We start from the raw sequence: 23,633 nt of genomic DNA, 5'->3' as shown, positions 1-23,633 counted from the left end.
TATGGGGACCGTTACTGTACCTAAGATGTTAAGGCTTCGAGGTCCGTTATTTTAAAAGCAGCTCTTAGTTCCTAGCTCTCAGCTTCTAGCAAAACAACTAACAATGTCTTTTTTTCTAAGAACTAAGAACTGAGAGCTAACAACTGTATTTCCTACTAACTACATGCTACTAACTTTTTACTCATTCTCCACTATTCCAAACATTAATGTTCCTTTACAAGCAACTTCATCGCCTACATAGGCTACTGCTTGGGCTTTTCCTATTCCTCTTCTCATAGTTACTAGTTCTACTTCCATTCTTAGCGTATCCCCAGGTCTTACTTGCTTTTTAAATCTTACCTTATCTATACCTGTAAATACAGCTAATTTATCTTTGTTTTCTTCTAGACTCATTACTGCTACTGCTCCTACCTGAGCCATAGCCTCTACTATAAGTACTCCTGGCATTAGTGGGTTACCTGGAAAGTGTCCTTGGAAGAATGGTTCGTTTATTGTTACATTTTTTATTCCTACTGCTTTTTTACCAGGCTCCATTTCAACTATTTTATCTACTAAAAGGAATGGATAGCGATGTGGAATGATGTTTTGGATTTCGATGTTGTTTAACATTATGTTTATACCTCCTTAATTTTTCGTGTTTTGTGTTTTGTATTGATATTCTATGTAGTCGGACTTTTTAGGTCCGTTACTTAGACCATGATGTCTATCCTAAGACGTCCGTTACTATACCTTAGACGTCTAGCCGATGAGGACCGTTACTCGACCTAAGGAGTCAAGCTACGAAGTCCGTTACTATGCCTAAGACGTCTAGCCACAGAGGACCGTTACTTGACCTTAGAAGTAAGGCTTTGAAGTCCGTTACTTGGCCTGGGATGTTAGAGCTTCGAGGTCCGTTACTTAAGCCTAAGTAGTTATGCGTTGTAGTCCGTTACTCTGTCTAGGATGCCATGCTTCGAAGTCCGTTACTACGCCTTAGACGTCTAGCCACCGAGGACCGTTACTTGACCTAAGTAGTTAGGCTTCGAAGACCATTAATTTTAAAAATATTATTATATATTATTCTATCAAAAAATTTTCTTCTTTTATGTAATTATTATTTTGATTACCTTTCTTTACTGACTTTATAAGCTTATATAACATGTTAATTATATTTCTACATTCTTTGTCTAATTTTATAAAAGTTTCATCGTTAATATAACCTAAATCTCTACTTAACATAAGGAGATTTTCTACTTCCATTGTTGAACCTCTGGCTATACTTAAAAACTTTATATATTCTTTACTATAAATCCTACCGTTACCTTCAGCAATATTAGTAGATATTGAAACACTTGCCCTTCTAATTTGTGATGTTAAACCAAATGTCTCATCTGAGGGAAAGTTTTTAGTTGTTTTATAAACTTCCAATGAAAGGTTATAAGCTTTTTTCCATACATCTAATTTTTTAAAATCACTCATTAATTTTCTCCTAAAATTTATTATTTATCTTTACTGTCATTTTCAACCTCTTTTCTTAACTTCTCTATCATATTATTATAAAACTTTTCCCTAAATCTTTTTGTGTCTTCGTATTCAAAGACTGTGTGTACTTTAAAGTTGCTTTCTAAGGTTTCATCTCTAGAGAATAGTCTTATTCCATCTATAAACACTTCATGTTTTACTAAAGGGTCTGCTTCATTTAAAATTACAAGGTCTACTTCTTTTTTAGTTTTATCTTCTAGTTCTACCTTTAGTGATAGATAATCATCTGTACTAATCTCTTTATCTTTTTGATATATTGCAATATCTATATCACTATTTTCTGTCATAGTATTTCTAGCATAGGAACCAAATACATATGCAAAAACTATATTTTCTTTACTTAATAAAACTTTTTTTATTTCTTCTAATATATTCATAATAACACAACCATCCTGTAAATAAGTTACATTTATATTTTATATTAAGGAGGTTATGTGTACAAGGGATTTTTATTTGTTGAGAGATGTGGGCGTCCCTCAACAACTGTGGCAACACACGGTTTTTAAACCTTAGTAGTGAACCTTTGTGGTCCGTTACCTAAGCCAAAGTAGTAATGCGTTGAGGTCCGTTACTTATCTTAGGGAGTAAGGCTCTGATGTCCGTTACTTAACCTAGTAAGTAAACCTAGAAGTCTCTTTTAGATTTCCTTTTAATTCTAAATTTTCAATTGTCCATTTTCAATTGCTTTTAAAGTCTGTCCCTTTTTTGCATGTTACTTTTGTTTAGGAGTATAACTAAACAATAGTTACTATTAAATTTTGCTAACTGCTTATCAGCCTTGAACACAAATAACCCTTACAAGTCTAATTGTATTAACATTTAATGGAATATATTGTATAATAATATTTATGTTGGAAAGTTTTCTGTTGAAGGTGATATATATGAATAAAAAGCTAATTTATACTAAGAATTTAGAAATAAGAAAAATATTTATAATATTATTAATAACAATTTTCACTACTATTTTTCTTTCTGGTTGTTCTAAAAGACTAGAAACTATTAATCAAGAGCAGAAAAAAGAAATAAATCTTCTGGAGGAAGAATTAATGTCTTTAGAAAAAAAATTAAAAGAAAAAAACAATGAAATATTACAACTAAAAAAAGAGTTAGAAAATAAAGAAATAAGAATAAATAATTTAGAAAACTCTTTATTAGTCCAAAAACAGGAAAATAAAAATAAAGAATTATCTAATAACAAAATCATTTTATTAGAATCGTTACGATGGCTAGAAAATTTAGCTTTCGAAAATACTACATATCCTCAGATTCTTGCCAAAAATGATGATGAAGGGAAAATTTTAAAAAAGATTTTAAATTCGGATATAATTCCTATAAAAAAGGATGAGGTTTTATTAAGTATTGATATCTCTCAGAAAAAAGTTAAAAATCAAGAAAATTATTATTATATAGAATGTTTAATTTATCAAAAAGTCAATTTATCTTTAGAAAAGGGAGGAGAGATTAAATTTCTTAATTATATTGTGAAAAAAACTAAAAATGGTTTTGTATTAAGTAACTAAAATATCTAAGTATAATTAACATACAAAAACAAAAAATTGAGGGATTACGAATCCCTCAATAACGAATAACGAAAGTTCCTAGCTCTCAGCAAAACTAAAACTCTGGAAACCAGGAACTGTATTTATCTATTTATAGACCTTGCCATTCTTCTATATGTATGTCTTTTTCCCCTTATTGCTATGGAGTAGGTCATTATATTTTCTGGTACAGCTACTCCTGTATATCCGGCATCTCCTAGGTGATGCATATCTGCTCCTGCCATTTTGCTATTTAAGGCTATAGTTCTAATTGTTTGCTTATCTGCTCCTTCTTGAGAGGTTCCTATTGTTGTCATAACTAATGCACCTTTTTTATGTACTGCATCTATTATTTCCTTTGTCTTTTCAATTGTTATACCTGGTACTGTCCCAGGGGCAGGTAATAATATAATATCACTACCGGCTTCTATAAACTTTAGTGCTATATCTTTATCCATAATTTCCGAACCTAATTCATTTGAACTTCCAGCTCCATGCATTTTGCCGGCTATAATTATTATTTCGTCACCTACTTCTTGTCTTATACTTTTAATTGATTTAATTATCTCTTTATTGGTAACTCCAGTTTTGGGATTACCAGTTAAAACTATCATATCAACTCCATGTTCGATTGCTTTTTTGACATTTTCAGGAGTGGCAATTCTTCCTTCTGTTAGTTTTACTCTTTCTCCTACTGTGTCTGCCTCTGGATCAACAGGTTCTAAGTTTATACCTACAAACCTTCCTGTAAGTTTTTTTACCTCTTCTACTACTTTTTCACCTTTTTCTATGGGAAGTCCAAGAACTTGAGGTTCATTTACGTCATAAAAATTTAATAAGACTATATCTGCTCCAAAGGCACATACTAATTCAACATTACTTACATCTCCAAATAAAGGTGGGAATACTCCTACTACTTCTGAAACTATTGTCCTTCCTTCAGCTGCTTTTATGCTTTCTATTATGTCTTTTTTAGCCATTTTTATCATATCAGATGTATTTACATCAAGTATTCTTTTTACCATTGAACTTGCCTCCTTGTAGGGATTGGTATTATGCCTAGGTAGAGAGTCTAGGGTGTCCGTTACTATGCCTAAGATGTCTAGCCTTCGAGGACCGTTACTATGCCTTAGACGTCTAGCCTTCGGGGACCGTTACTTAGCCTAAGAAGTCTAGCCTTTGTAGTCCGTTACTTAAGCCTAAGGAGTAAGGCGTTGATGTCTGTTACTTGGCCAATGAAGTCGGACTTCGACGTCCGTTACTTAGGCCTAAGAGGTTATGCGTTGATGTCCGTTACTTGACCAAAGAAGAGAGTCTAAGAGGTCCGTTACTTATCCTAGGGAGTAAGACTTCGCTGTCCGTTACCTGACCAAAGAAGTAAAACTTTGAGGTCTGTTACTTAAGCCTAAGAAGTGAGTCTAGGATGTCCGTTACTATACCTAGGGAGTGAGGCTCTGGGGTCCGTTACTTGGCCTATGGAGTAAAGCGTTGCAGACCGTTACTTGGCCAATGAAGTCGGACTTCGACGTCCGTTACTTAGCCTAGGGAGTAAGACTTTGATGTCCGTTACTATGCCTGAGAAGTAAGACTTCAGGGTCTATAATTCTCAATTCTCCATTCTCAATTCTCAATTGTATTTTAAATACAGTTTTTGGTGGTTAGTGGGTAGGGTTAATCCCGTGAAATATGGGGACAGGTCTTAGTTTCACTGGGTTCAACGATAGGTCTGTCCCCCTCTTTCACTAGTTTTTCGTTTCATTAATTTATAATCGTACATTGAAATGTAATCTGCGATTTTAAGTTGATGGATTACGAATCCATCAATAACAGGGGAAAAGCAGTTCTTAGTTTCTAGCTCTCATCTCTTAGTAAAAACAAAGTTCTAACAACTATATTTATTACTAACCACAAACCACCAACCACTAATAACTATTTTTTCCTGCTAACTACTACCTGTTTTATAATTTCGACGCTGCTTCTTGGTCTATTATGAAAGTTGCATCTGGGTGTAGTTGTAATACTGAGGCTGGAACCTCTGGGGTGATTTTTCCTTTTACTGCCTTGTATATTGCTTCTGCCTTTTCTCTGCCTGAAGCTAGTAAAACTACCTTTCTTGCATGCATTATAGTTTTTATTCCCATGCTTATTGCCATTGTAGGTACTTCTTCTATTGAATTGAAAAATCTTGAATTAGCCTTTATTGTATCTTCATCAAGTTTTACAAGATGGGTTTTTGCTTCAAATTTTAAATCTGGTTCATTAAAACCTATATGGCCATTTCTTCCTATACCTAATACTTGTAAGTCTATACCCCCTGCTTTTTCTATCTTTTTCTCGTATCTTTCACATTCCTTTTCTATACTTTCTGCCATTCCATCTGGAATGTTTATGTTTCTCTTTTTTATGTTCACATGTTTAAATAGATTTTCCATCATGTAGTAATGGTAACTTTGGGGGTTGTCTTTGGCTAAACCATAGTATTCGTCTAGATTAAAGGTTTTAACTTCACTAAAATCTATGTCTTCATTTTTATAAAGTCTTACTAATTCTTTATACATTCCTTTAGGCGTATCACCTGTTGCTAGACCTATAACACTATTAGATTTTAGTATTATTTGGCTTGCTACAATATTTGCTGCTTTTCTACTCATTTCTTCATAGTCTTTTACTATTTGTATTTTCATGTTTAAACCTCCTTCTGAGTAAGGACATTGGGACTTTTAACAGTAGGATTTCTGAAAAAGGGTGAAAAGTTGAGGGACGTGGGCGTCCCTTAACAATTGTGGCAACACAATCTGATTGATTATACCTCGTGAAACTTGGGGACGGGTCTTAGTTTCACTTCGTGCAACGAAAGAACCGTCCCCCGTTTCACTCTTTTTTACGGTTTTTAAACCTTAGTAGTGAACCTTTGTGGTCCGTTACTATGCCTAGGAAGATAGACTAAGGTGTCCGTTACCTAAGCCTAAGAAGTAATGCGTTGAGGTCCGTTACTTATCTTAGGGAGTAAGGCTCTGATGTCCGTTACTTAACCTAGTAAGTAAACCTAGAAGTCTCTTTTAGATTTCCTTTTAATTCTAAATTTCCAATTTTACATTTTCAATTGCTTTTAAAGTGTGTCCCCTTTGTTAATCAAATGTACTCTAGGATTTAAGTTGATGGATTGCGAATCCATCAACAACGTAAGTTCCTAGCTACTAGCGAAACTAAGAACTGAGAACTAGGAACTAGCAGCTGTCTTTCCTGATCTTAATTCAATGGAGGGCGGGGAGATTTTTCATAAACAATTTTTCCTTCTGCAATGGTTAAGTGAACATTAAAATCTTCATCGAACACTGTAATATCAGCATCTTTTCCTATCTTTATGCTGCCTTTTTTGTTGTCTATACCAATAGCCTTTGCTGGGTTTAATGTGGCAAGTTGTACTACTTCATATAAAGTTAGGTTAGTATTTTCTAACATGTTTTTTATTGCAGTATTTAATGTTAGTATACTTCCCGCTAATGTCCCATCTTCTAGTCTAGCTGAATTATCATTTACTATTACCTTTTGTCCTCCTAGTTCATATATACCCTCTTTCATTCCTCCTGCTCTCATTGAATCTGTTATAAGAACTATATTATTTATTCCTTTAATATCCACAATTAATTGAAAAATTGCTGGGTGTACATGGACTTTATCCACAATTAACTCACATTTTATACTACTTTTCAACACTGCACCTACTACTCCAGGTTCTCTGTGATGCATTCCCCTCATTGCATTAAATAAATGTGCTGCATGGGTTATTCCTTTATTTACTGATTCCATAACCTCTTCATAAGTTGCATTTGAATGACCAATAGAAAGAACTATATTTTCATAATCCTTTATTTTTTTAATAAACTGAAATTCTTTATCTACTTCAGGGGCCATTGTTATTACTTTTATTACATCTAAGTAATCTTTAACAAAGTTATAATCTGGTTTCAACACATGCTTAGGATTTTGTGCCCCTTTATACTTTTTATTTATAAAGGGACCTTCTAGGTGTGCACCTAATACCTTGGCTCCTTGCATATTACTGTTCATTGATTCCCTTATTGTATCTAATGCTTTATATATACTCCCTTTATCCATAGTCATTGTTGTAGGTAAAAAAGAGGTAGTTCCTGTTTTGGCAATTGTTTTACCTATTGTTTCTATTGCCTCTATGCTTCTATCCATGGTATCACTTCCACCTGCACCATGGATATGTATATCTATGAATCCTGGTGAAATATATTTTCCATTAACATCTATTAAATTTATATTTTTATATTTATTAATTTCTTCTTTATCTATGATGTCGATGATTTTATCTTTAAATATTAGTACCTTATTTTCTTCTATTGAGTCTTCCATTATTATCTTTCCATTGATTAGTCCATTTACTTGTTCCATAAATATCATCCTTTCTTTAATACAAGTTGAGGGATTACGAATCCCTCAACAACGGTCTCGTTAGCACTTTTCTAAAAAAGGGGACAGGCCTCCTATTTCACTTCGTTCAACGATAGGTCTGTCCCCCTTTTCAGGTTCATCCCTCAACAACGGAAGGTTTCGTGAAACAGAGGGGGACAGGTCTTTGTTTCACTTGGTTCAACAAAAGATCTGTCCCCTTCTTTCACAACAACAGAAGGTTTTGTGAAACAAGGGGAGTCCGTCATCAATAGACGACAAAATTATCCCCTTGTTTCAAGGTGTTAGTTCAGTGGAAACTTTTAAAATAGGGGTGACAAATGTAGAAAATGTATTATAAATAATATGGTGACTATAAAAGTCACCACATTATTGGCTATTATGCTTCAGATTTAACAATTAACTTTTTCATTTCATCAGCTATTATTTCTGCTTTAGTACCAACAACAACCTGCATATTTTTATCATTAGGTCTAAGTACTCCTGATGCTCCTAGTTTCTTAAGTTCATCATCATCAACAATTGAACTATCCTTTAAAGTTAGTCTTAGTCTAGTTATACAAGCATCCAATTCTTCTATATTTTCTGCACCACCAAGCTTATCTATATATGCCTTTGCTACTCCTGCTAAGCCTTCATTTTCTATTTGGGCATCTAATCCACCTTCTTCGTCTAATCTACCTGGTGTTGGTAAGTCTAGTTTCTTTATTGCCCAAACGAATACAAAGTAATATATTACACCAAATACAAGTCCAACTGGGATTATTAACCATCCTTTAGTAGCTAATCCCATATTTAAGAAGTAGTCTATTGCACCTGCTGAAAATCCAAATCCATGTCTAATTCCAAGTATATGTGTTACTGCCATTGATATTCCTGTAATAACTGCATGTGTAAAGTATAGGACTGGTGCTAAGAACATGAATATAAATTCTACTGGCTCAGTTATACCTGTTAAAAATGATGTAAAAGCAACACTAAACATTGCACCACTTATTGCCTTTTTGTTTTCAGGCTTAGCCATCTTATACATAGCTAAGGCTGCTGCAGGTAATGCAAACATGAATATTGGGAAATATCCTGCCATAAAAGAACCTGCTGTTGGGTCTCCTGCAAAGAATCTGTGTAAATCTCCTGTTGCATCTCCATATTCTCCAAATACAAACCAAATAAAGCTATTAATTACATGATGTAATCCAAAAGGAATTAATAATCTGTTTAAGAATCCAAATGCAAATACACCAACTGCCCCTGCTCCTATAATCCATTCACCAGTTGCATGTATTCCATTTTGAATAGGTGGCCATATAAATCCAAATATGAATGCTAATACTATACTTGTTGCAGCTGTAACAATAGGTACAAATCTCTTTCCTCCAAAGAATCCTAACCAATCTGGTAATTCAATATCATGGAATCTGTTATACATAGTACCAGCTACAATACCAGATATTATACCTGCAAGTACACTCATATCTATTTCTGAATTTATTGTAGATACTGCATTAGTTAATACAAGGTATCCAACTGCACCTGCTAATCCTGCTGCCCCAGCACTATCAAAGGCTAGACCAACAGCAACACCTATTGCAAATAATAATGCAAGATTGGAGAATATAGCTTCTCCTGATTTCATGATAAATGGAATATTAAATATGTCTGGTGCTCCCAATCTAAGTAGTAATGCAGCTGCAGGAAGTACAGCTATTGGAAGCATTAAAGCTTTACCTATTTTTTGAACCTTACCAAATGAAGCTTTCACTTTGTTATCCCCCTTTATTTTTTTATTTTATTTTTTATTCATATGATAAACCATGGCCCATTTTATAAAGAATTCCACTTCCATCCATTGTAGGGATAGAAACTGGCAATTGGCCTTTTGGTTCTACCTCACCAAATATTACCTCTATACCTGCTGGTATATTAGGCCCTTCAGCCCTACCATAAACTGCAATATATGCCTTTACATCTGGCATATACATTATGTCGTAAGGGTTTCTAATAGCCATAACAGCTAAATTTTTATCATTTTCATTAGCGTATTTAACTGTATCTAATACATAGTTTGGAACCCAGTATTTACCTGGCGTTCTACTAGTTACATTATAGCTATAAGAACCTAAAACAATGTAATCAGCTGAATCTATAGCCTTCTTATGTTCATCTGTCAATTTATTTAGTCCTGTATATGCAAATCCTTCTACCTCTACATTTTTAACTCCCTTATCCTCAATAATTTTGTTTAAGGCATCCTTCATAATATCTAATCTATTTTGCCATGGAGCTAAAAGAACAATTTTCTTTCCTTTTTCAAGTTTAAATGGCAATAGATTATTATCATTCTTTACAAGTGTTACTGCCTTTCGTGCTACATTTCTTTCTAATGCTTTATGTTTATTACTTCCTACTATTTTTGTTAAATCTTTATTTTTATTCTTGTTTTCATTGTTATCTGATGTAGAATTATAAATTCCCCTTGATATCTTTAGCTTTAATATTCTCTTAACAGACTCATTAATTCTTTCTTCTGAAATTTCTCCTGTTTTTACAGCATCTAAAACTGCATTATAGGCTTTATCTAAATTAGTTGGCATTAAAACTATATCTGTGCCTGCCTTTACAGCCCTTATTACTGATTCTTCTGGACCAAAATTATCTGCTATGGCCTTCATTTCAAGTGCATCTGTTATTATAACTCCATCAAAGCCCATATCTTCCCTTAAAAGTCCTGTTAGAACTTTATGAGATAAAGTTGCTGGAAGGGAAGGTTCTGTATCATCAATAGCTGGAAGAACCACATGGGCTGTCATTATCATATCTACTCCAGCCTCTATTGCATTTTGGAATGGCTTTAATTCTACTTTTTTCAGCCTATCTATATCATGTGGAACTTTTGGTAGTCCAATATGTGAATCTACATCAGTATCTCCATGACCAGGAAAATGCTTAGCTGTAGCTGCAATTCCTGCATCATGTAATCCCTTTATGTATGATACTCCCATTTCTGAAACTAAGTCTGGGTCTTCACCAAAGGACCTTACTCCTATTACTGGATTATCAGGGTTAATATTTACATCTAATACTGGTGCTAAGTTTACATTAATTCCTAAGGCTTTCAATTCTTCACCTATACTTTTTCCTACTTTATACGCATATTTACTAGCATTTGTAGCTCCTAAAGCCATGTTCCCTGGAAACTTTGTTCCAAATTTTATCCTGTTTACTATTCCTCCCTCTTGGTCTGCTGATATTAATAGAGGAATATCTGCTGCTTCTTGTAAGTCCTTAATTAAGGTAGATGTTTGCTCTGCAGTTTCAATATTTTCAGCAAACAGTATTATTCCTCCTAGATGGTATCTTTTTATGGTTTCTTTTATTTCATCTGTTACTTCTGTTACGTTATCCCACATTCTTAATGAAGGCATAAACATTTGTCCTACTTTTTCTTCTAGACTCATGTTATTAACTGTACTATCCAAGTCTTCATCTGGTGTTAGAGCATAACTACAATTTGCCATCAACAACATAATTCCTAATAACAATGTTCCAATTCTTCTTTTCAATATTCTCCCCCCAATTTAAATTAGCAAATTTTAATTATTAATTAAGTAATGCTATGCTCTACAATTTCATAAGATGCTACCTTAGTATTACTTCGTATTTATATTTATCGCTTCTATAAATAGCTTTAGTATATTCTATGACTCTTCCATCATTTAAATATGTTTTTCTTCTAAAAAGTAGGGCTAAATTTTCCATATCTACATCTAGTAAGCTACTTTCATACTCATTTACCTTTATGGGTTCAATTGTTTGTTTTGCATGGTCTAAAGAGTATCCGTATTTTTCTTTGAAGGTTTGGTAAAGTGAATTATTCTCTATTAATTCCTTTGTCAAATCAGGACACATACTATGTGGTACCCAAGCAGTTTCAATTGCTATTGGCTCATCTTCTATTTTTCTCAGTCTTTTTACTTCTATTACTTTTTTATCTTCAGAAATATTTAAATGTTTTCTAACCTTTTTAGTAGCTTCCTTTATTTCAAAGGAAAGTAGTTCTGTATCTACTTTTAATCCCTTTTCCCCCATTTCTTCAGTAAGTCCTTTAAGTCGAGATATTTGTTTCTTTATTTTAGGCTTAGCAACAAAGGTTCCTTTACCCTGTTCTCTATATAATATGCCTTCATTCACTAAAGCCATTACTGCCTTTCTTGCAGTCATTCTACTTATACCATGAATCTCACATAGTTCCCTTTCTGGTGGTATAGGGTCACCTGGTTTTAATACTTCATTTTCTATCATTTCCTGTAATATTTCCTTTAATTGATAATATAGTGGGAGTGGATTTTGTTTTGATACTTTTTTCAATATAATCCCTCCAGTCTTTAGTTTATTTATTTACCTCATTTTCATAATCGCCTAAAGCCCTTCTAATATGTCCACTATTTTTATTAAGAAGTCTTTCTGCTTCTTCTTTTTCAAGCCCAGTTTTTATCATCATAATTGCTAATTTAACATTGTTATTAGACCTTTTTAGCATTTCTTCAGCTTTATCTTCATCTACCCCAGTAGTAATCATTATTATTCTTTTTGCTCTATTAAATAGCTTTTCATTTGAAACCTTTACATCTACCATTAGATTACTATAAACTTTACCTAACTTTATCATTGTTCCTGTACTAAGCATATTAAGTATCATCTTTTGTGCTGTACCAGCCTTCATTCTAGTTGAACCTGTAATTACTTCTGGACCAACCTCTATTGATATTGGTACATCTACCATTTTAGATATTTTGCTTTCTGAATTCATTGTTATTGATACAGTTAATGCCCCTAACTCTTTTGCATATTCAAGGGCACCAATGACATAGGGTGTTCTGCCTGATGCCGCTATACCACAGACAACATCTTTATTGTTTAATCCTCTATTTTTTAGATCTTCCTTTCCTAATTCTTTATTATCCTCTGCACCCTCAGTAGCTTTAAATATTGCTTCATTTCCTCCTGCAATTACACCTTGCACTAATTCATGACTTACACCAAATGTTGGTGGACATTCTGAAGCATCAACTATTCCAAGCCTTCCACTGGTTCCCGCACCTACATAAAATAGTCTTCCACCTTTAGAAAGCCTTTCTGTTATTAAATCAATTGCTTCTGCTATTTTTTCTTTAGCCTTTTCTACAGCATATGCAACCTTTTTATCTTCTTCATTTATTGCAGTTACTATTTCATGTGTTGACATTGTATCTATATTTAAAGTATTTGGATTTCTAGATTCAGTAGTAAGCTTTGCTAACTTTTTTGCATCCATTATTTTTCCTCCTCAACCGTGAATTTAAATTTTGTATTTCCTTTAATATAATTAATTAAAAATTTCTCTTCTTCCACTATTTCGCCTACAACATTAACCCGCTCATCTGGTGGTAATTCTTTTTTAGGTATTTGTAATTCCCCACAATATCTTTTATATTTTTTATTATCTATAGTTACATATCCAAAATTTCTTTCTAAATTGTCATGGGGATAAAACTTTTCTATATCAGTTACTATATTTCTTCCTACTGTAGACCTTATTACATCTCTGGCTTCATCTATTCTGTTAGTATGTTCTAATGATAATATCTTTTTTTCCATATCAGTTGGATTTAGTAATTTTATTCTTAAATTTAATATATCTTTATCAATACCTCCTACTAGTTTTAACTCTTTATCAGAAGGTATGCCATCCCCAAATATAACACTGTCAATTCCTAAGACAAATAAATGTTTTGCACATATATCTGCCCTTAAATTTCTATGTTCTTCTAATGTAGGCAATCCTTCATATATAGGTGCTCTGGGATTATTCTGTGAAGGGATAAAAGCACCTATCTCTATTTCATATTTTCTTAGTATATTATTTTTTTCCAGTAGAGTTTTTTTAGATAGACCTGTATTAGGTCTAGGATAATAATTATGGGAAGCAAGTATATTATTAAAATTAGCTCCAAATCCTTCAAGTTTCTTAATAAAATCCTCTGTAATAGTACTTGCGTTTATTTCAATTTTTAAACCATAATCATTTCTACTGAAGCTTGCAATTTCTTTTTCAGTAAATCCAAAATCTGTCCTTATTCCGTAAATTCCCTTTTCTTTAAGTAGTTTTAAATCATTGGCATCACAACCTAAATATTTAAATGTCCTAGGTGATATATCTGCTATAATTTCCATATTATATTTGTTAGAAGTTTTTACAATCTCATTAAATTCCTTTAAAAATCTTTTGTAGTTAGCCTCTGGTATATGTAAGGATGTAAATATCCTTTTAAATCCCTTTTTATACGCCTTTTCAATTAATTTTAAGTTTTCATCTAGGCCGTAATCTAAGCCTAAATATATTGAAATACCCTTAGTCATAATATACCTCCACTTTTAATTAAGAGGAAAAAAGATAATAAATCTTTCTTCCCTTCAATTAGTTACTGCTTTACAGGATCGTCAAATCCTAACATGTATGTAGCCATAAAACCTGCTATATATGAAACTAAAATACCTAATAAGTAAAAAACTGTTTTCCCAGGTTTTATAAGAAGGGCTAATGGTAAGCCAGATAAACCCATACTTAATGAGGCTACCTGCATTACTGCATTAAAGGCAGCTCCAAATGCTCCACCTATACATGCACCAATGAAAGGCTTTCCTAATGGTAAAGTAACTCCATATATTAATGGTTCTCCTATTCCTAAAATTCCTACTGGTAATGCTGATAATATGGTCTTTTTAAGCTTTTCACTTTTTGTTTTAGCCAGTACAGCTAAGGCTGCTCCTACCTGCCCAGCACCTGCCATTGCTAAAATTGGAAGTAGTAAATTCTCTCCTGTTGTCTTTAAAAGGTCTGCATGTATCGGTGTTAACCCTTGGTGTAATCCTGTCATAACAAGTGGTAAGAAGGTTCCTCCTAATATAAAACCTGTAATAGCTCCTCCGTTTTCAATAGATACACTTACTGCCGAACCAATTGAATCTGAAATAATTCCTCCTAAAGGTTGTAAAATATATATTGCTGCGAAGGATGAAACCAATATAGTTATAAGTGGAGTTAAAAATAAATCTAACACTTCTGGTATATGCTTTCTTACCTTTCTTTCTATGTAACTACTAAAGGCTACTACTAATAAGACTGCTATTATTCCACCTCTACCCGGTACCAAAGGTTTTCCTGCCATTTGAACATTAGCTAAGGCTGGCATTGTAATAACTGCTGCCATTGTTCCACCTAACATTGGAGAACCTTTAAATTCTTTAGCTGCATTTACACCAACAAATAAGTTTAAACCAAAGAATACTGCTCTACCTATAACCCCTAATATTCCTCCTACAGTTGTATTTGCAAAATTAGGATTTATCTTAATAAATATGTTGTTTAATCCTAGAACAAGACCACAAGCAATAAATGCAGGAATTAAAGGTATAAAAATATTTGCTATTCTTCTTAACAATAGTTTAAATGGTGTAGCATTTTTTTCTTTTATTTCTTGTCTTATAATCTCTGCTTCATCAACCTCACCTATTTCAATACCAATAATTTTCCCTATTTCTTCTGCAACTTTTGCAACTCTTCCTGGACCTAAAACAACTTGTAGTTGATTTCCCTGTTCTACAACTCCTGAAACTGCACTTAATTTTCTTAAGGATTCTTTATCTACTGGAGTAGTATCTTTTACTGTTATTCTAAGTCTTGTCATACAGTAAGCTATTGATAAAATGTTTTCCTTTCCTCCAGTTTTTTCAATTATTTTTTCTGCAAGTTCAGTGTAACTCAAAGTGCCAGTTGTCATTACACTCCCCCCTAAATTAGATTTATTTCACAGGATTAATTCCTGCAAAATACAAATTAAATCATGAGAATGGTATATAGGGTTGTATTGTTGTTATGTTGTATATACCAATTTTGATATAGGTTTATTATATATTTATTTGGAATGCTTGTCAAATATTAATAGTCAATAAGGTCGGTATATTTTTTTAATTTATCCATATTATTTATTATAATCATCTTCTTTTCAATATCGATTATTCCTTCATTCTTTAGCTGATTTAATCCCCTTGTAACTGTAACCCTTGAACATCCTATTAGATTAGCTAAATCCTGATGGGTTAATGGCATATTAATAATTATTTTTCCTTCAATTTTTCTTGCCTCTTGTGAGGATAGCCTTATTAGTATATCCGCTATTTTACCAATAGAACTATGAAATAACATATCTGCCATTTGACACATTACAATTCTAAATTTCCTAGTAATGCTATGTATAAAATACCTATAAATATCAGGAAGTCTAGACAACTCCTCATCTAACCTTTCTCTTCTTACTATAGATATTGTAGAATCTTCCATCGCTCTTGTAATCATGTTACTCTGTCCTCCACAAAAATAAGTCATTTCCCCAAATATTTCTCCTGGCAAAAGTATATAAAGGGTCTTTTCTGTCCCCTTTGAGCTATATAAAGATTGTTTTATTTTACCTTTAGTTACTATTCCTACACAATGATTATCAGGTATATCTATTATTTCATCCTTCCCGTAATCTTTAACCATTCCCTTTTTACTTAAACTATCTAAAAAAAAGGAACGCATTTTTTCTTGCCTTTTCCTGTTAAATAACTCATCATACATTAATATCACCCTCATGGAATTATTAGTAATATTATAGCAAATTATTGTTAAATTTGGTTATAGGATATAAGGGTTTTGGCAAATAAAAAACGCACATTAAAATATGCTTTATAGTTTACTTCTATTTCAATTGCTGTTTTACATTATAATTAAGTAAGCGCAGACTAAAGTCTGCGCTACTGTTTAAAAGCAAATATTTGATATACTTTCTTTAATAATCAAACTATATAACCTTGGCTTTTTCTTTTTCCATAAATCTTCTCCAATCTCCATTAGGGATATATACTTCTTTTTCTTTTAATTCATCTTTAGATTTTGCATTATATTCATATACATATGCTTTATGTTTAGTGTTGTTTTTCAAAACCTCTATTTCTTTTACTACTCTGTTGTATTCATTTTTTTCATTTTTTTCCTTATAGAATCCTTCTAATTGGTCTAATATTTTAAGGGTTTTTCCGAAATCTTTTACAACAATTAACTCCCCATAGACATAATCATCACCTTTTACCATTGCTGGATATCCTTCTTTTGTTAGATGATAGAGCTCTCCCTTTGTTCTAGCATATTCTCTTTTAATTACTTTCCCTTTTAAGTAATAGTTATAATTATAAAAGTCTTCCATTAATGTTCCATATACAAATATTTTTTTACACATTTTATCAACCTTCCTTAGCAGATTTTACCCTCAGTCATTTGTATATCCTCTTCATTTTCCACTGCTGCTTTAATTGCAAAATGAAGCCCTTTTGCTATATCATCTAAAGCCATACTAGGTGCATTCTTTTTTTCAATCACTTGCTCAGGGATAAAAGGAACGTGTATAAATCCACCCCTTATATTAGAATATTTTTTATTAATAAGGTAAAGTAAACCATACATTATATGATTACACACAAAGGTTCCTGCAGTATTAGATACTGATGCAGGTATATTGTTTTCTCTCATTTCCTTTACCATTGCTTTTATTGGAAGATTGGAAAAGTATGCGTTTTCCCCGTCTTCGTAAATTGGTTCATCTATAGGCTGATTATTTTCATTATCTTCAATACGAGCATCATCGATATTTATTGCAACCCTTTCAACTGTTATGTTATATCTTCCCCCTGCCTGTCCCACACATATTGCTATATCTGGTTTTTCATCTTCTATTGTTTTTTCAAGGATATCTATAGATTTTTTAAATACCGTTGGAATCTGCTTCTTTATAATTTTAGCCCCAGCTATATTATCATCTAATTTTTTTACAGCTTCCCATGCAGGATTTATCTTTTCACCACCAAAAGGGTCAAAACCTGTAATTAAAACCTTCATTATATCACTCCTTATGATTACATTTAAATATCTAGGATAAATTTGCAAAGAGTGAACCGCCCCTTTTAAAATACTAGGGACGGCTCCTTAATAATTAAAATGCTAAGACATACATAAGTACAATATGAGTTAAAAGTAAAGTTATTCCTAAAGGAATTTGAGTAATTATAACCCTATTTTTATTTTTAGTTTCAAGAATAGCTGCTGGAACTATATTAAAGTTAGCAGCCATAGGTGTCATTAATGTTCCACAGTATCCAGCTGTAAGTGCTAATGCACCAGCTATGGCTGGATTTGCTCCTTGGCTAAATACAAATGGCAGACCTATACCTGCAGTTATAACTGCAAAAGCAGCAAATGCATTACCCATTATCATAGTAAATAGAGCCATTCCAACACAATAAGCTGCAACCCCTGCTAAAATATTATCTTGAGGAATTACTCCTGATATTCCTTGTGATATAACCTGGCCAACACCTGCTGCATTAAATAATGCCCCTAATGCTGCAAGAAGCTGTGGAAGTATACTTGCTGAACCTACGTGCTGAAGAAGTCTACTTCCGTCATGTACTACATACTTTCCTTCTGCTTTAGTCATAGTTAATGCTAATATTGTTGCAGCTATGGCACCAAAGCCTAAACCTACTAATCCACCTAAGTTTGTAAACTGTGCAATACCAAAGGCAAAAACTGCTATAGTTAATGCTGGTATAAATATTTTATTACCAATTTCTTTAGATTTTTCTTTTCTAAAGCTTTCATCGGAATTTTTAAGTGATCCAAATCTAACCTGCTTAAATGCAGTAAGAAATCCCATAATTACTAACATTGCTCCAACTACTGTAGCTGGTATGTATTTTCCTAATATAAAAATGAATGCTAAAAGGCCCCAGAATAATGTTGTACCTATTTTAGTTGGATGTTTATCATCCTTAAAAGCCATAATGGCAGTAAATAACGAAACTAAACCTGCTAATATATATAAACCTTCAAGTAATATAGCCTTCATTATTTCACCCCTTCATTAGCAGTCTCTTTTTTATAGTTTACTTTTTTAGAGTCTAATCTCTTTGAAAGTTTTTTATCTAGTAAATAGTACTGGATTGTTGAATAGATAAAGGCACATATTGCTGCCGGTATAGAAGCTTTAGCTACTGCCAAAGGTGCAACTTCTATTCCTAATTCACCTAAAGTACCAACTATAAGTAAAACTCCTCCTGATGCCACAAATACATTTTGTCCAAAGAAATTTCCATAGTTTTCTGAAGCTGCTGCATATCCCTTTATTTCTTCAATTTCATTTTCCCCTACCTTTTCATAGTTTACTTCAGCTGCTCCTTGAGCCATAGGGAATATAAGTGGTCTAATAAACTGAACATGACCTCCAAGTCTTAATGAAAAAGCCGCAGCCAGCTCTCTTATAAGTGTGTAGATTATTAATACCTTTCCAGTTGTAACAGCTTTAATGTTTTTAATAAGATCTGCTGCCCTTTCTCTTAGCCCGTACCTTTCTAGTATACCTATAACAGGTAATGTAACTAGGAATAATGACATATACCTTGTTTTTATAAATGCTGAACCTAATGTTGAAAGAATTTCTGTAAAATCTAGTCCCCCAACCAATCCTGTAACTATTCCTGCAATTAATACAACTGCTATAGTATCAAGTTTTAAAATAAAGCCAATTAAGATAATTAGAACACCAATTAGTTTTAACATGTAATTCCCCCTTACTTTTTTAAAATTATATATCACTTATTATAATTAAAAATATTTTAACATTTCTGTAGTCTAGACTACATTTTTAAGATTTTGTAATATTTTTTAAAGGTTTATTAAATAACGCATAAAAAATAGGACGGTTTAACCGCCCTATTTTTACTCTTCATCCTCTTTATGTAGCTTTAAGTTTATATTTTTAAACTTATCTAGTGGAGTAAAGTCTTTTATATTATTGTCATATATAGATAATGCCTTAAGGTTTTCTAAATTAGTTAAAGGACTTACATCCTCTACTTCATTGGAATAGATGTATAGCTCCCTTAAATTAGTTAGATTACTTAAAGGAGTAACATCTTTAATCTTATTGTTAGAAATTAATAAGTATTTTAGGTTAGTTAATTTGCTTAAAGGACTTATATCTTCAATCTGATTTCTGTAAATAACTAAATCCTCAAGATTAGTTAAATAACTTAAAGGTGAAATATCTTTAATTTTGTTACTACTAATACGTAATTTCTTAAGATTAACTAATTTTTTTAATGGAGTTATATCTTCAATCTTATTATCACTGATTGATAAGTCCTTTAGATTCGTTAAATTCTCTAATGGCTCAATATCTTCTATTTGGTTCCAATCAAGTGATAATATTTCTAAGTTCTTTAACTTACTTAAAGGTTCAATATTTTCTATTTTATTACCATGTAAATATAGTAATTTCAAGTTTTCTAAGTCCTCTAATGGCTCTAGATCAGATATCTGATTAAAGGAAAGATTTAAAGTCTCTAGATTTTCCATATATTGAATTCCTTCTATATCATATATATCTCTAATATCTGCACCAAAGTTAGTAATTCCTTCTAAGTCACTTTCTGTAATTTCTCCAAAGGGCTTTTCTATAGCTTTTCTAACTGCCTTTTCTAACCAAGGGTCAGGGAAAATTTTAGCTGTATTCTTCTTATTAAATTCTACAATATCTTTATTTATGTTATCTTGGCTTCCATCATAACTAATTTCTATTTCCTGTTCAATTTCTATAGATTTTACATTTAGTAAAGCATCTTCAGGGTCATTATTGTTTTCATTTATTGATTTTACATATTTTACATTTCCATCTTCATCAATTATATAGATTAAGCTAAAATCAATTTCGTTATAATGTAATAATGTTGCTAAAAGAGGATTATTCATATATTTTGCTTGAATATCTTCTTTGTTTAACTCTAAGGTATATTTAATATCTCCATTATCTAACTTTTCAACTTGCATATTATCATCATTAAATATTTGTCCATATTGATAAATGGAGTTAAGACTTCTGGTAGTAATATTATAAGAATCTACTCCCAGTTGTTTATATTCATTAAGCTTTGCTACATTTTCACCAACATTTAAATTAAGGGTTTCTAAAACTGATTCCCTTTCATAATCAAGCTTAACAGTAACTTCATCATTTACCTGTAAAACATCAAATTCAAAGTCAATCTCTTTACGCCCATCTTTCTTTTCTACCTCATAATTAGTAATTGATGTTTCATGGTCATCGTATTTTCCCATATATCCTGTTGTTTTCATTGTCATATCAACAGATACTCTGTCTCCAGTTAATTTTTTAACGTCAGTTTCAAGATCTATATCCATAGTTAAAGTATCTGCATCAAACATTTTTACTAAAGCAAGTTTTAGTACCTTTAAGTCTTCACTTACATCTAATCTTTTTATAAGTTCTTCAGGTGATAATTGGTATTCTATAATAGCTGTCCATGTTGAAGAATCCCAACTAACATCAGCCCCTAAACTTTCAGCTATAAACCTAACTGGTACAAGGGTTCTTCCGTTAACAACCATTGCAGGCGTATCTAGCTCAATTGGTTGACCATTTCTAATGGCAATCTTTTTACCTATAGGTAATTTTATAGTTATACCATCTTTAGTTCCTATTGCAGTCTGGGTCTTTGCATCCCAGCCTACTTCAAGTCCTAGCTTTTCAAATATTGCCCTTATTGGTACTAAAACTCTTCCATTTACCATGGTAGGCTGTACATCAAATTCAATTAATTCACCATTAACTACTACCTTTATAGGTTGTTCCTCAGCATAGCTCATTGCTGGTTTTAGAGATACTAATACCATTATTAAAGTTAATAATACACTTAGTCTTTTCACTTTGTTACCTCCAATTCTAAAATTTACTAAATTAGCTATATTTACTAATACGACATATAACGTCATTTTTCCTCTAATTTTTCATACATATTTTACAAAATAATTGTAATTTTTATAAATTAGGATGAGGCAAAATCAATATTAACTTCATTATATAAAGATAACATACTTTATGTAATAAGAAACAAATTAAAAAGGCGTCCTTAAAAAGACGCCCTTTTACATTTTACTTAACATTTATAGCCCTTAATCTATATATAGGTTTTCCCTCTTCAATAAACTTTTCCTCATATTCTGTTTTAATTGTGCCAGGGTCTCCATCCCTATAAAGATTTAAAGATATATCCTCAAGTTTAAAGCCAAATTGAAGCATTTCATTTAATGTAAATTCAAATAATATTTCACTATCTGTTTTTAGATGAATTTCTCCATTTTTCACAAGTATCTTTCTATATTTCTCTAAAAAGCCTCTATGAGTAAGTCTTCTTTTTCTATGCCTTCTTTTAGGCCATGGATCACAAAAGTTTATATATATTCTGTCTAGCTCATCTTCGTCAAAGGCTTCATCTATTTTATTTACATCAAACCATAAAACCTTCATGTTATCTAATTCCTTTGATAATGTCTTTCTTAATGTTTCATATAATACTTCCTTTACTCTGTCTGCACCTATATACCCTATATCTTTATTTTGTTCAGCCAATGTTGTTACAAACTGGCCTTTACCTGTCCCTAATTCTATATGTATTTTATCCTTTTTAAATACTTCTTTCCATCTACCCTTATACTTTTCTGGTGATACAATAACTAAATCATCTTCATATTTTAACAATTCATCCTTTGTCCATGGTTTTCTCCTTACCCTAGGCATATTATCACCTCCATTTTTTCCCAAAATTGAAACACGAACCGGGTTCCCGTTTCAATTTAAAAGTTTAGTAACATAAAGATTACTAATGGTATAGTTCCTATACTTACTAAAGTGGTAAAAAATACCCCTTGTGATGCAAGTCTGTAGTCAGAATTAAACTTTCTTGCAAATATAGCCATATTTGCTGCAGCAGGCATACTGCCTATTACTACAGGTATTCCTTTAACTACATCAGGAAGCTTAAAGAGTGATAATCCCATTATTAATATTGCAGGTATAATTATAAGTCTTATAAGGGTTGTAATAATTAAATGCTTGTTTGTAAATATTTCGCCAATTTTTGCATCTCCTAAAAGTGACCCTACTACAAGCATTGCCATAGGTGTAGTAGATGCACCAAGTCTGTCTAGAGATACATATATTGGTTGAGGCAATTTAATTGAGAAGATGAATATTATAAAACCGATAAGTAGTGATACGGTTCCTGGGTTTATGAGATTCTTAAAATTAATATTTTTATCATGCTTTGGGTTTATAAGGATAATACCTAGTGTCCAAAGTATAATATTGAACCACAGATTATATATGGCAGCATAAAATACTCCTATTTTACCGAATATTACTTCAACTATTGGATATCCCATAAATCCAACATTAGCAAATATTATTAGAAATTGATATACTCCCCTTTGGGGTTCTTCTATATGAAATATCTTTGTATATAATAAGGATAATAATATCATGAATATATATATGAAAAATCCTATTATGAGTAGTTTTATACTATTGTTTAGTTTGTCTTGAGAAAACTCATAATTCATAGATGTTATTATAAGGGCTGGCAAGGTAACGTATATGATAAGGTTAGATAATCCCTTATTAAGTTCATCATTCATTAGGTCAAATTTTCTTAGGATAAAACCTATAACAAGTAGTATAAAAAGTACTAAAACTTGATTTGATATCGCAGTAAACTCCATTTTATGCCTCCTTAATTTTCTGTTAGGTCTTGCTTATGGTATTTTTCCCTTTTAAGCAAAAAATAAAAGAAGGGAATCCCCTTCTTTAGTATATTATCATATTATTGTGATTGTTACTAGACCCATTTAAAGGCAGTTTTTGGTGGTTAGTGGGTAGTGGTTAGTTAGCCTAGGAAGTTGGGCTTTGTGGACCGTTACTTATCCCTAGAAGTAATGCTTCGATGTCCGTTACTTTAAAGACAGTTTTTGGTGGTTAGTGGGTAGTGGTTGGTAGTTAGTTAGTCGAGGGACGTGGGCGTCCCTCAACGTGGAAAAAACACATAAAAATTTCTTTCTTCAAGTTGATGGATTGCGAATCCATCAACAACGTAACAAGTTTTTCTACTAACAACTAACTAAATGCTACTAACTTTTTCAATTTTATT

21 protein-coding genes are annotated in these 23,633 nt (G+C 32.1%); 1 reads left to right on the top strand and 20 read right to left on the bottom strand.

The window, feature by feature from the left end; genetic code table 11:
• Positions 1 to 177: 177 nt before the first annotated feature.
• The 3 genes from fabZ to mntA all read right to left on the bottom strand — a co-directional run bounded on the left by fabZ (position 178) and on the right by mntA (position 1,898).
• Positions 178 to 609 (bottom strand): 3-hydroxyacyl-ACP dehydratase FabZ, encoded by a 432-nt coding sequence (gene fabZ, locus BET03_RS06790; protein ID WP_120168655.1) that lies wholly within the window; start codon positions 607 to 609, stop codon positions 178 to 180.
• A 447-nt stretch (positions 610 to 1,056) separates the two neighbouring features.
• Positions 1,057 to 1,458 carry a four helix bundle protein gene (locus tag BET03_RS06785; protein WP_120168653.1) on the bottom strand — a complete coding sequence of 134 codons (402 nt, stop codon included), beginning with the start codon at positions 1,456 to 1,458 and terminating at the stop codon, positions 1,057 to 1,059.
• 20 nt (positions 1,459 to 1,478) lie between these two features.
• Entirely contained in the window at positions 1,479 to 1,898 is a 420-nt protein-coding gene (gene mntA / locus BET03_RS06780; protein WP_120168651.1) for a type VII toxin-antitoxin system MntA family adenylyltransferase antitoxin, read from the bottom strand.
• A gap of 504 nt (positions 1,899 to 2,402) precedes the next feature.
• On the opposite strand from mntA, the gene BET03_RS06775 reads away from it, so the two are divergent.
• On the top strand, positions 2,403 to 3,041 hold the full coding sequence (locus BET03_RS06775) for a hypothetical protein (protein WP_120168649.1): 639 nt from the start codon (positions 2,403 to 2,405) through the stop codon (positions 3,039 to 3,041).
• 122 nt (positions 3,042 to 3,163) lie between these two features.
• Here the strand turns inward: BET03_RS06775 and BET03_RS06770 are convergent, their stop codons facing one another.
• The 17 genes from BET03_RS06770 to BET03_RS06690 form a co-directional block, all read right to left on the bottom strand.
• On the bottom strand, positions 3,164 to 4,084 hold the full coding sequence (locus BET03_RS06770; protein ID WP_120168647.1) for a DUF7916 family protein: 921 nt from the start codon (positions 4,082 to 4,084) through the stop codon (positions 3,164 to 3,166).
• A gap of 933 nt (positions 4,085 to 5,017) precedes the next feature.
• A complete protein-coding gene (nagB, locus tag BET03_RS06765; protein WP_120168645.1) occupies positions 5,018 to 5,743 on the bottom strand; it encodes a glucosamine-6-phosphate deaminase in 726 nt (241 codons plus the stop codon).
• Positions 5,744 to 6,308: 565 nt separating this feature from the next.
• Entirely contained in the window at positions 6,309 to 7,481 is a 1,173-nt protein-coding gene (gene nagA / locus BET03_RS06760) for an N-acetylglucosamine-6-phosphate deacetylase (protein WP_120168643.1), read from the bottom strand.
• Between the two features lie 397 nt (positions 7,482 to 7,878).
• A complete protein-coding gene (gene nagE / locus BET03_RS06755; RefSeq protein ID WP_120168641.1) occupies positions 7,879 to 9,261 on the bottom strand; it encodes an N-acetylglucosamine-specific PTS transporter subunit IIBC in 1,383 nt (460 codons plus the stop codon).
• 34 nt (positions 9,262 to 9,295) lie between these two features.
• On the bottom strand, positions 9,296 to 11,062 hold the full coding sequence (nagZ, locus tag BET03_RS06750; protein WP_120168638.1) for a beta-N-acetylhexosaminidase: 1,767 nt from the start codon (positions 11,060 to 11,062) through the stop codon (positions 9,296 to 9,298).
• Positions 11,063 to 11,138: 76 nt separating this feature from the next.
• Positions 11,139 to 11,867, bottom strand: coding sequence for a GntR family transcriptional regulator (locus BET03_RS06745; protein WP_120168636.1), 729 nt, complete (start codon positions 11,865 to 11,867; stop codon positions 11,139 to 11,141).
• 22 nt (positions 11,868 to 11,889) lie between these two features.
• A complete protein-coding gene (murQ, locus tag BET03_RS06740) occupies positions 11,890 to 12,813 on the bottom strand; it encodes an N-acetylmuramic acid 6-phosphate etherase (RefSeq protein WP_120168634.1) in 924 nt (307 codons plus the stop codon).
• Positions 12,813 to 13,898: a DUF871 domain-containing protein gene (locus BET03_RS06735; protein WP_120168632.1), complete on the bottom strand. Its 1,086-nt coding sequence runs from the start codon at positions 13,896 to 13,898 to the stop codon at positions 12,813 to 12,815. Before BET03_RS06735 ends, murQ begins: the two co-directional genes overlap by 1 nt.
• Positions 13,899 to 13,960: 62 nt before the next feature.
• Positions 13,961 to 15,319 (bottom strand): PTS transporter subunit EIIC, encoded by a 1,359-nt coding sequence (locus BET03_RS06730; RefSeq protein ID WP_120168630.1) that lies wholly within the window; start codon positions 15,317 to 15,319, stop codon positions 13,961 to 13,963.
• Positions 15,320 to 15,477: 158 nt separating this feature from the next.
• Positions 15,478 to 16,158, bottom strand: a complete 681-nt coding sequence (locus tag BET03_RS06725) for a Crp/Fnr family transcriptional regulator (RefSeq protein WP_183108762.1) — start codon at positions 16,156 to 16,158, stop codon at positions 15,478 to 15,480.
• A gap of 223 nt (positions 16,159 to 16,381) precedes the next feature.
• Complete coding sequence (locus BET03_RS06720; RefSeq protein WP_120168626.1) at positions 16,382 to 16,816, bottom strand: gamma-glutamylcyclotransferase family protein; 435 nt, start codon at positions 16,814 to 16,816, stop codon at positions 16,382 to 16,384.
• A gap of 14 nt (positions 16,817 to 16,830) precedes the next feature.
• Positions 16,831 to 17,472, bottom strand: coding sequence for a pyroglutamyl-peptidase I (gene pcp, locus BET03_RS06715; RefSeq protein WP_120168624.1), 642 nt, complete (start codon positions 17,470 to 17,472; stop codon positions 16,831 to 16,833).
• A gap of 94 nt (positions 17,473 to 17,566) precedes the next feature.
• Positions 17,567 to 18,481 (bottom strand): DUF979 domain-containing protein, encoded by a 915-nt coding sequence (locus BET03_RS06710; protein ID WP_120168622.1) that lies wholly within the window; start codon positions 18,479 to 18,481, stop codon positions 17,567 to 17,569.
• Positions 18,481 to 19,191 (bottom strand): DUF969 domain-containing protein, encoded by a 711-nt coding sequence (locus tag BET03_RS06705; protein WP_120168620.1) that lies wholly within the window; start codon positions 19,189 to 19,191, stop codon positions 18,481 to 18,483. The genes BET03_RS06710 and BET03_RS06705 overlap by 1 nt, the downstream gene beginning before the upstream one ends.
• 159 nt (positions 19,192 to 19,350) lie before the next feature.
• Positions 19,351 to 21,357, bottom strand: a complete 2,007-nt coding sequence (locus tag BET03_RS06700; RefSeq protein ID WP_183108761.1) for a leucine-rich repeat domain-containing protein — start codon at positions 21,355 to 21,357, stop codon at positions 19,351 to 19,353.
• Between the two features lie 226 nt (positions 21,358 to 21,583).
• Positions 21,584 to 22,228, bottom strand: a complete 645-nt coding sequence (trmB, locus tag BET03_RS06695) for a tRNA (guanosine(46)-N7)-methyltransferase TrmB (protein WP_120168615.1) — start codon at positions 22,226 to 22,228, stop codon at positions 21,584 to 21,586.
• Between the two features lie 56 nt (positions 22,229 to 22,284).
• Positions 22,285 to 23,208 (bottom strand): AEC family transporter, encoded by a 924-nt coding sequence (locus BET03_RS06690; RefSeq protein ID WP_120168613.1) that lies wholly within the window; start codon positions 23,206 to 23,208, stop codon positions 22,285 to 22,287.
• Between the last annotated feature and the right edge of the window lie 425 nt (positions 23,209 to 23,633).

This window comes from Thermohalobacter berrensis, from assembly GCF_003609645.1.
Classification (GTDB): domain Bacteria; phylum Bacillota; class Clostridia; order Tissierellales; family Thermohalobacteraceae; genus Thermohalobacter; species Thermohalobacter berrensis.
Note: the sequence above shows the minus strand (reverse complement) of the source record. Positions and strands in the feature narration are given on the sequence as shown.

Coding starts and splice junctions, on each gene's coding strand:
- trmB (WP_120168615.1), bottom strand. CDS start 22,228: ATGCCTAGGGTAAGGAGAAAACCATGGACAAAGGATGAATTGTTAAAA.
- pcp (WP_120168624.1), bottom strand. CDS start 17,472: ATGAAGGTTTTAATTACAGGTTTTGACCCTTTTGGTGGTGAAAAGATA.
- mntA (WP_120168651.1), bottom strand. CDS start 1,898: ATGAATATATTAGAAGAAATAAAAAAAGTTTTATTAAGTAAAGAAAAT.
- BET03_RS06710 (WP_120168622.1), bottom strand. CDS start 18,481: ATGAAGGCTATATTACTTGAAGGTTTATATATATTAGCAGGTTTAGTT.
- nagA (WP_120168643.1), bottom strand. CDS start 7,481: ATGGAACAAGTAAATGGACTAATCAATGGAAAGATAATAATGGAAGAC.
- BET03_RS06705 (WP_120168620.1), bottom strand. CDS start 19,191: ATGTTAAAACTAATTGGTGTTCTAATTATCTTAATTGGCTTTATTTTA.
- BET03_RS06730 (WP_120168630.1), bottom strand. CDS start 15,319: ATGACAACTGGCACTTTGAGTTACACTGAACTTGCAGAAAAAATAATT.
- BET03_RS06785 (WP_120168653.1), bottom strand. CDS start 1,458: ATGAGTGATTTTAAAAAATTAGATGTATGGAAAAAAGCTTATAACCTT.
- nagB (WP_120168645.1), bottom strand. CDS start 5,743: ATGAAAATACAAATAGTAAAAGACTATGAAGAAATGAGTAGAAAAGCA.
- BET03_RS06690 (WP_120168613.1), bottom strand. CDS start 23,208: ATGGAGTTTACTGCGATATCAAATCAAGTTTTAGTACTTTTTATACTA.
- murQ (WP_120168634.1), bottom strand. CDS start 12,813: ATGGATGCAAAAAAGTTAGCAAAGCTTACTACTGAATCTAGAAATCCA.
- BET03_RS06735 (WP_120168632.1), bottom strand. CDS start 13,898: ATGACTAAGGGTATTTCAATATATTTAGGCTTAGATTACGGCCTAGAT.
- BET03_RS06725 (WP_183108762.1), bottom strand. CDS start 16,158: ATGTATGATGAGTTATTTAACAGGAAAAGGCAAGAAAAAATGCGTTCC.
- BET03_RS06770 (WP_120168647.1), bottom strand. CDS start 4,084: ATGGTAAAAAGAATACTTGATGTAAATACATCTGATATGATAAAAATG.
- fabZ (WP_120168655.1), bottom strand. CDS start 609: ATGTTAAACAACATCGAAATCCAAAACATCATTCCACATCGCTATCCA.
- BET03_RS06720 (WP_120168626.1), bottom strand. CDS start 16,816: ATGTGTAAAAAAATATTTGTATATGGAACATTAATGGAAGACTTTTAT.
- BET03_RS06775 (WP_120168649.1), top strand. CDS start 2,403: ATGAATAAAAAGCTAATTTATACTAAGAATTTAGAAATAAGAAAAATA.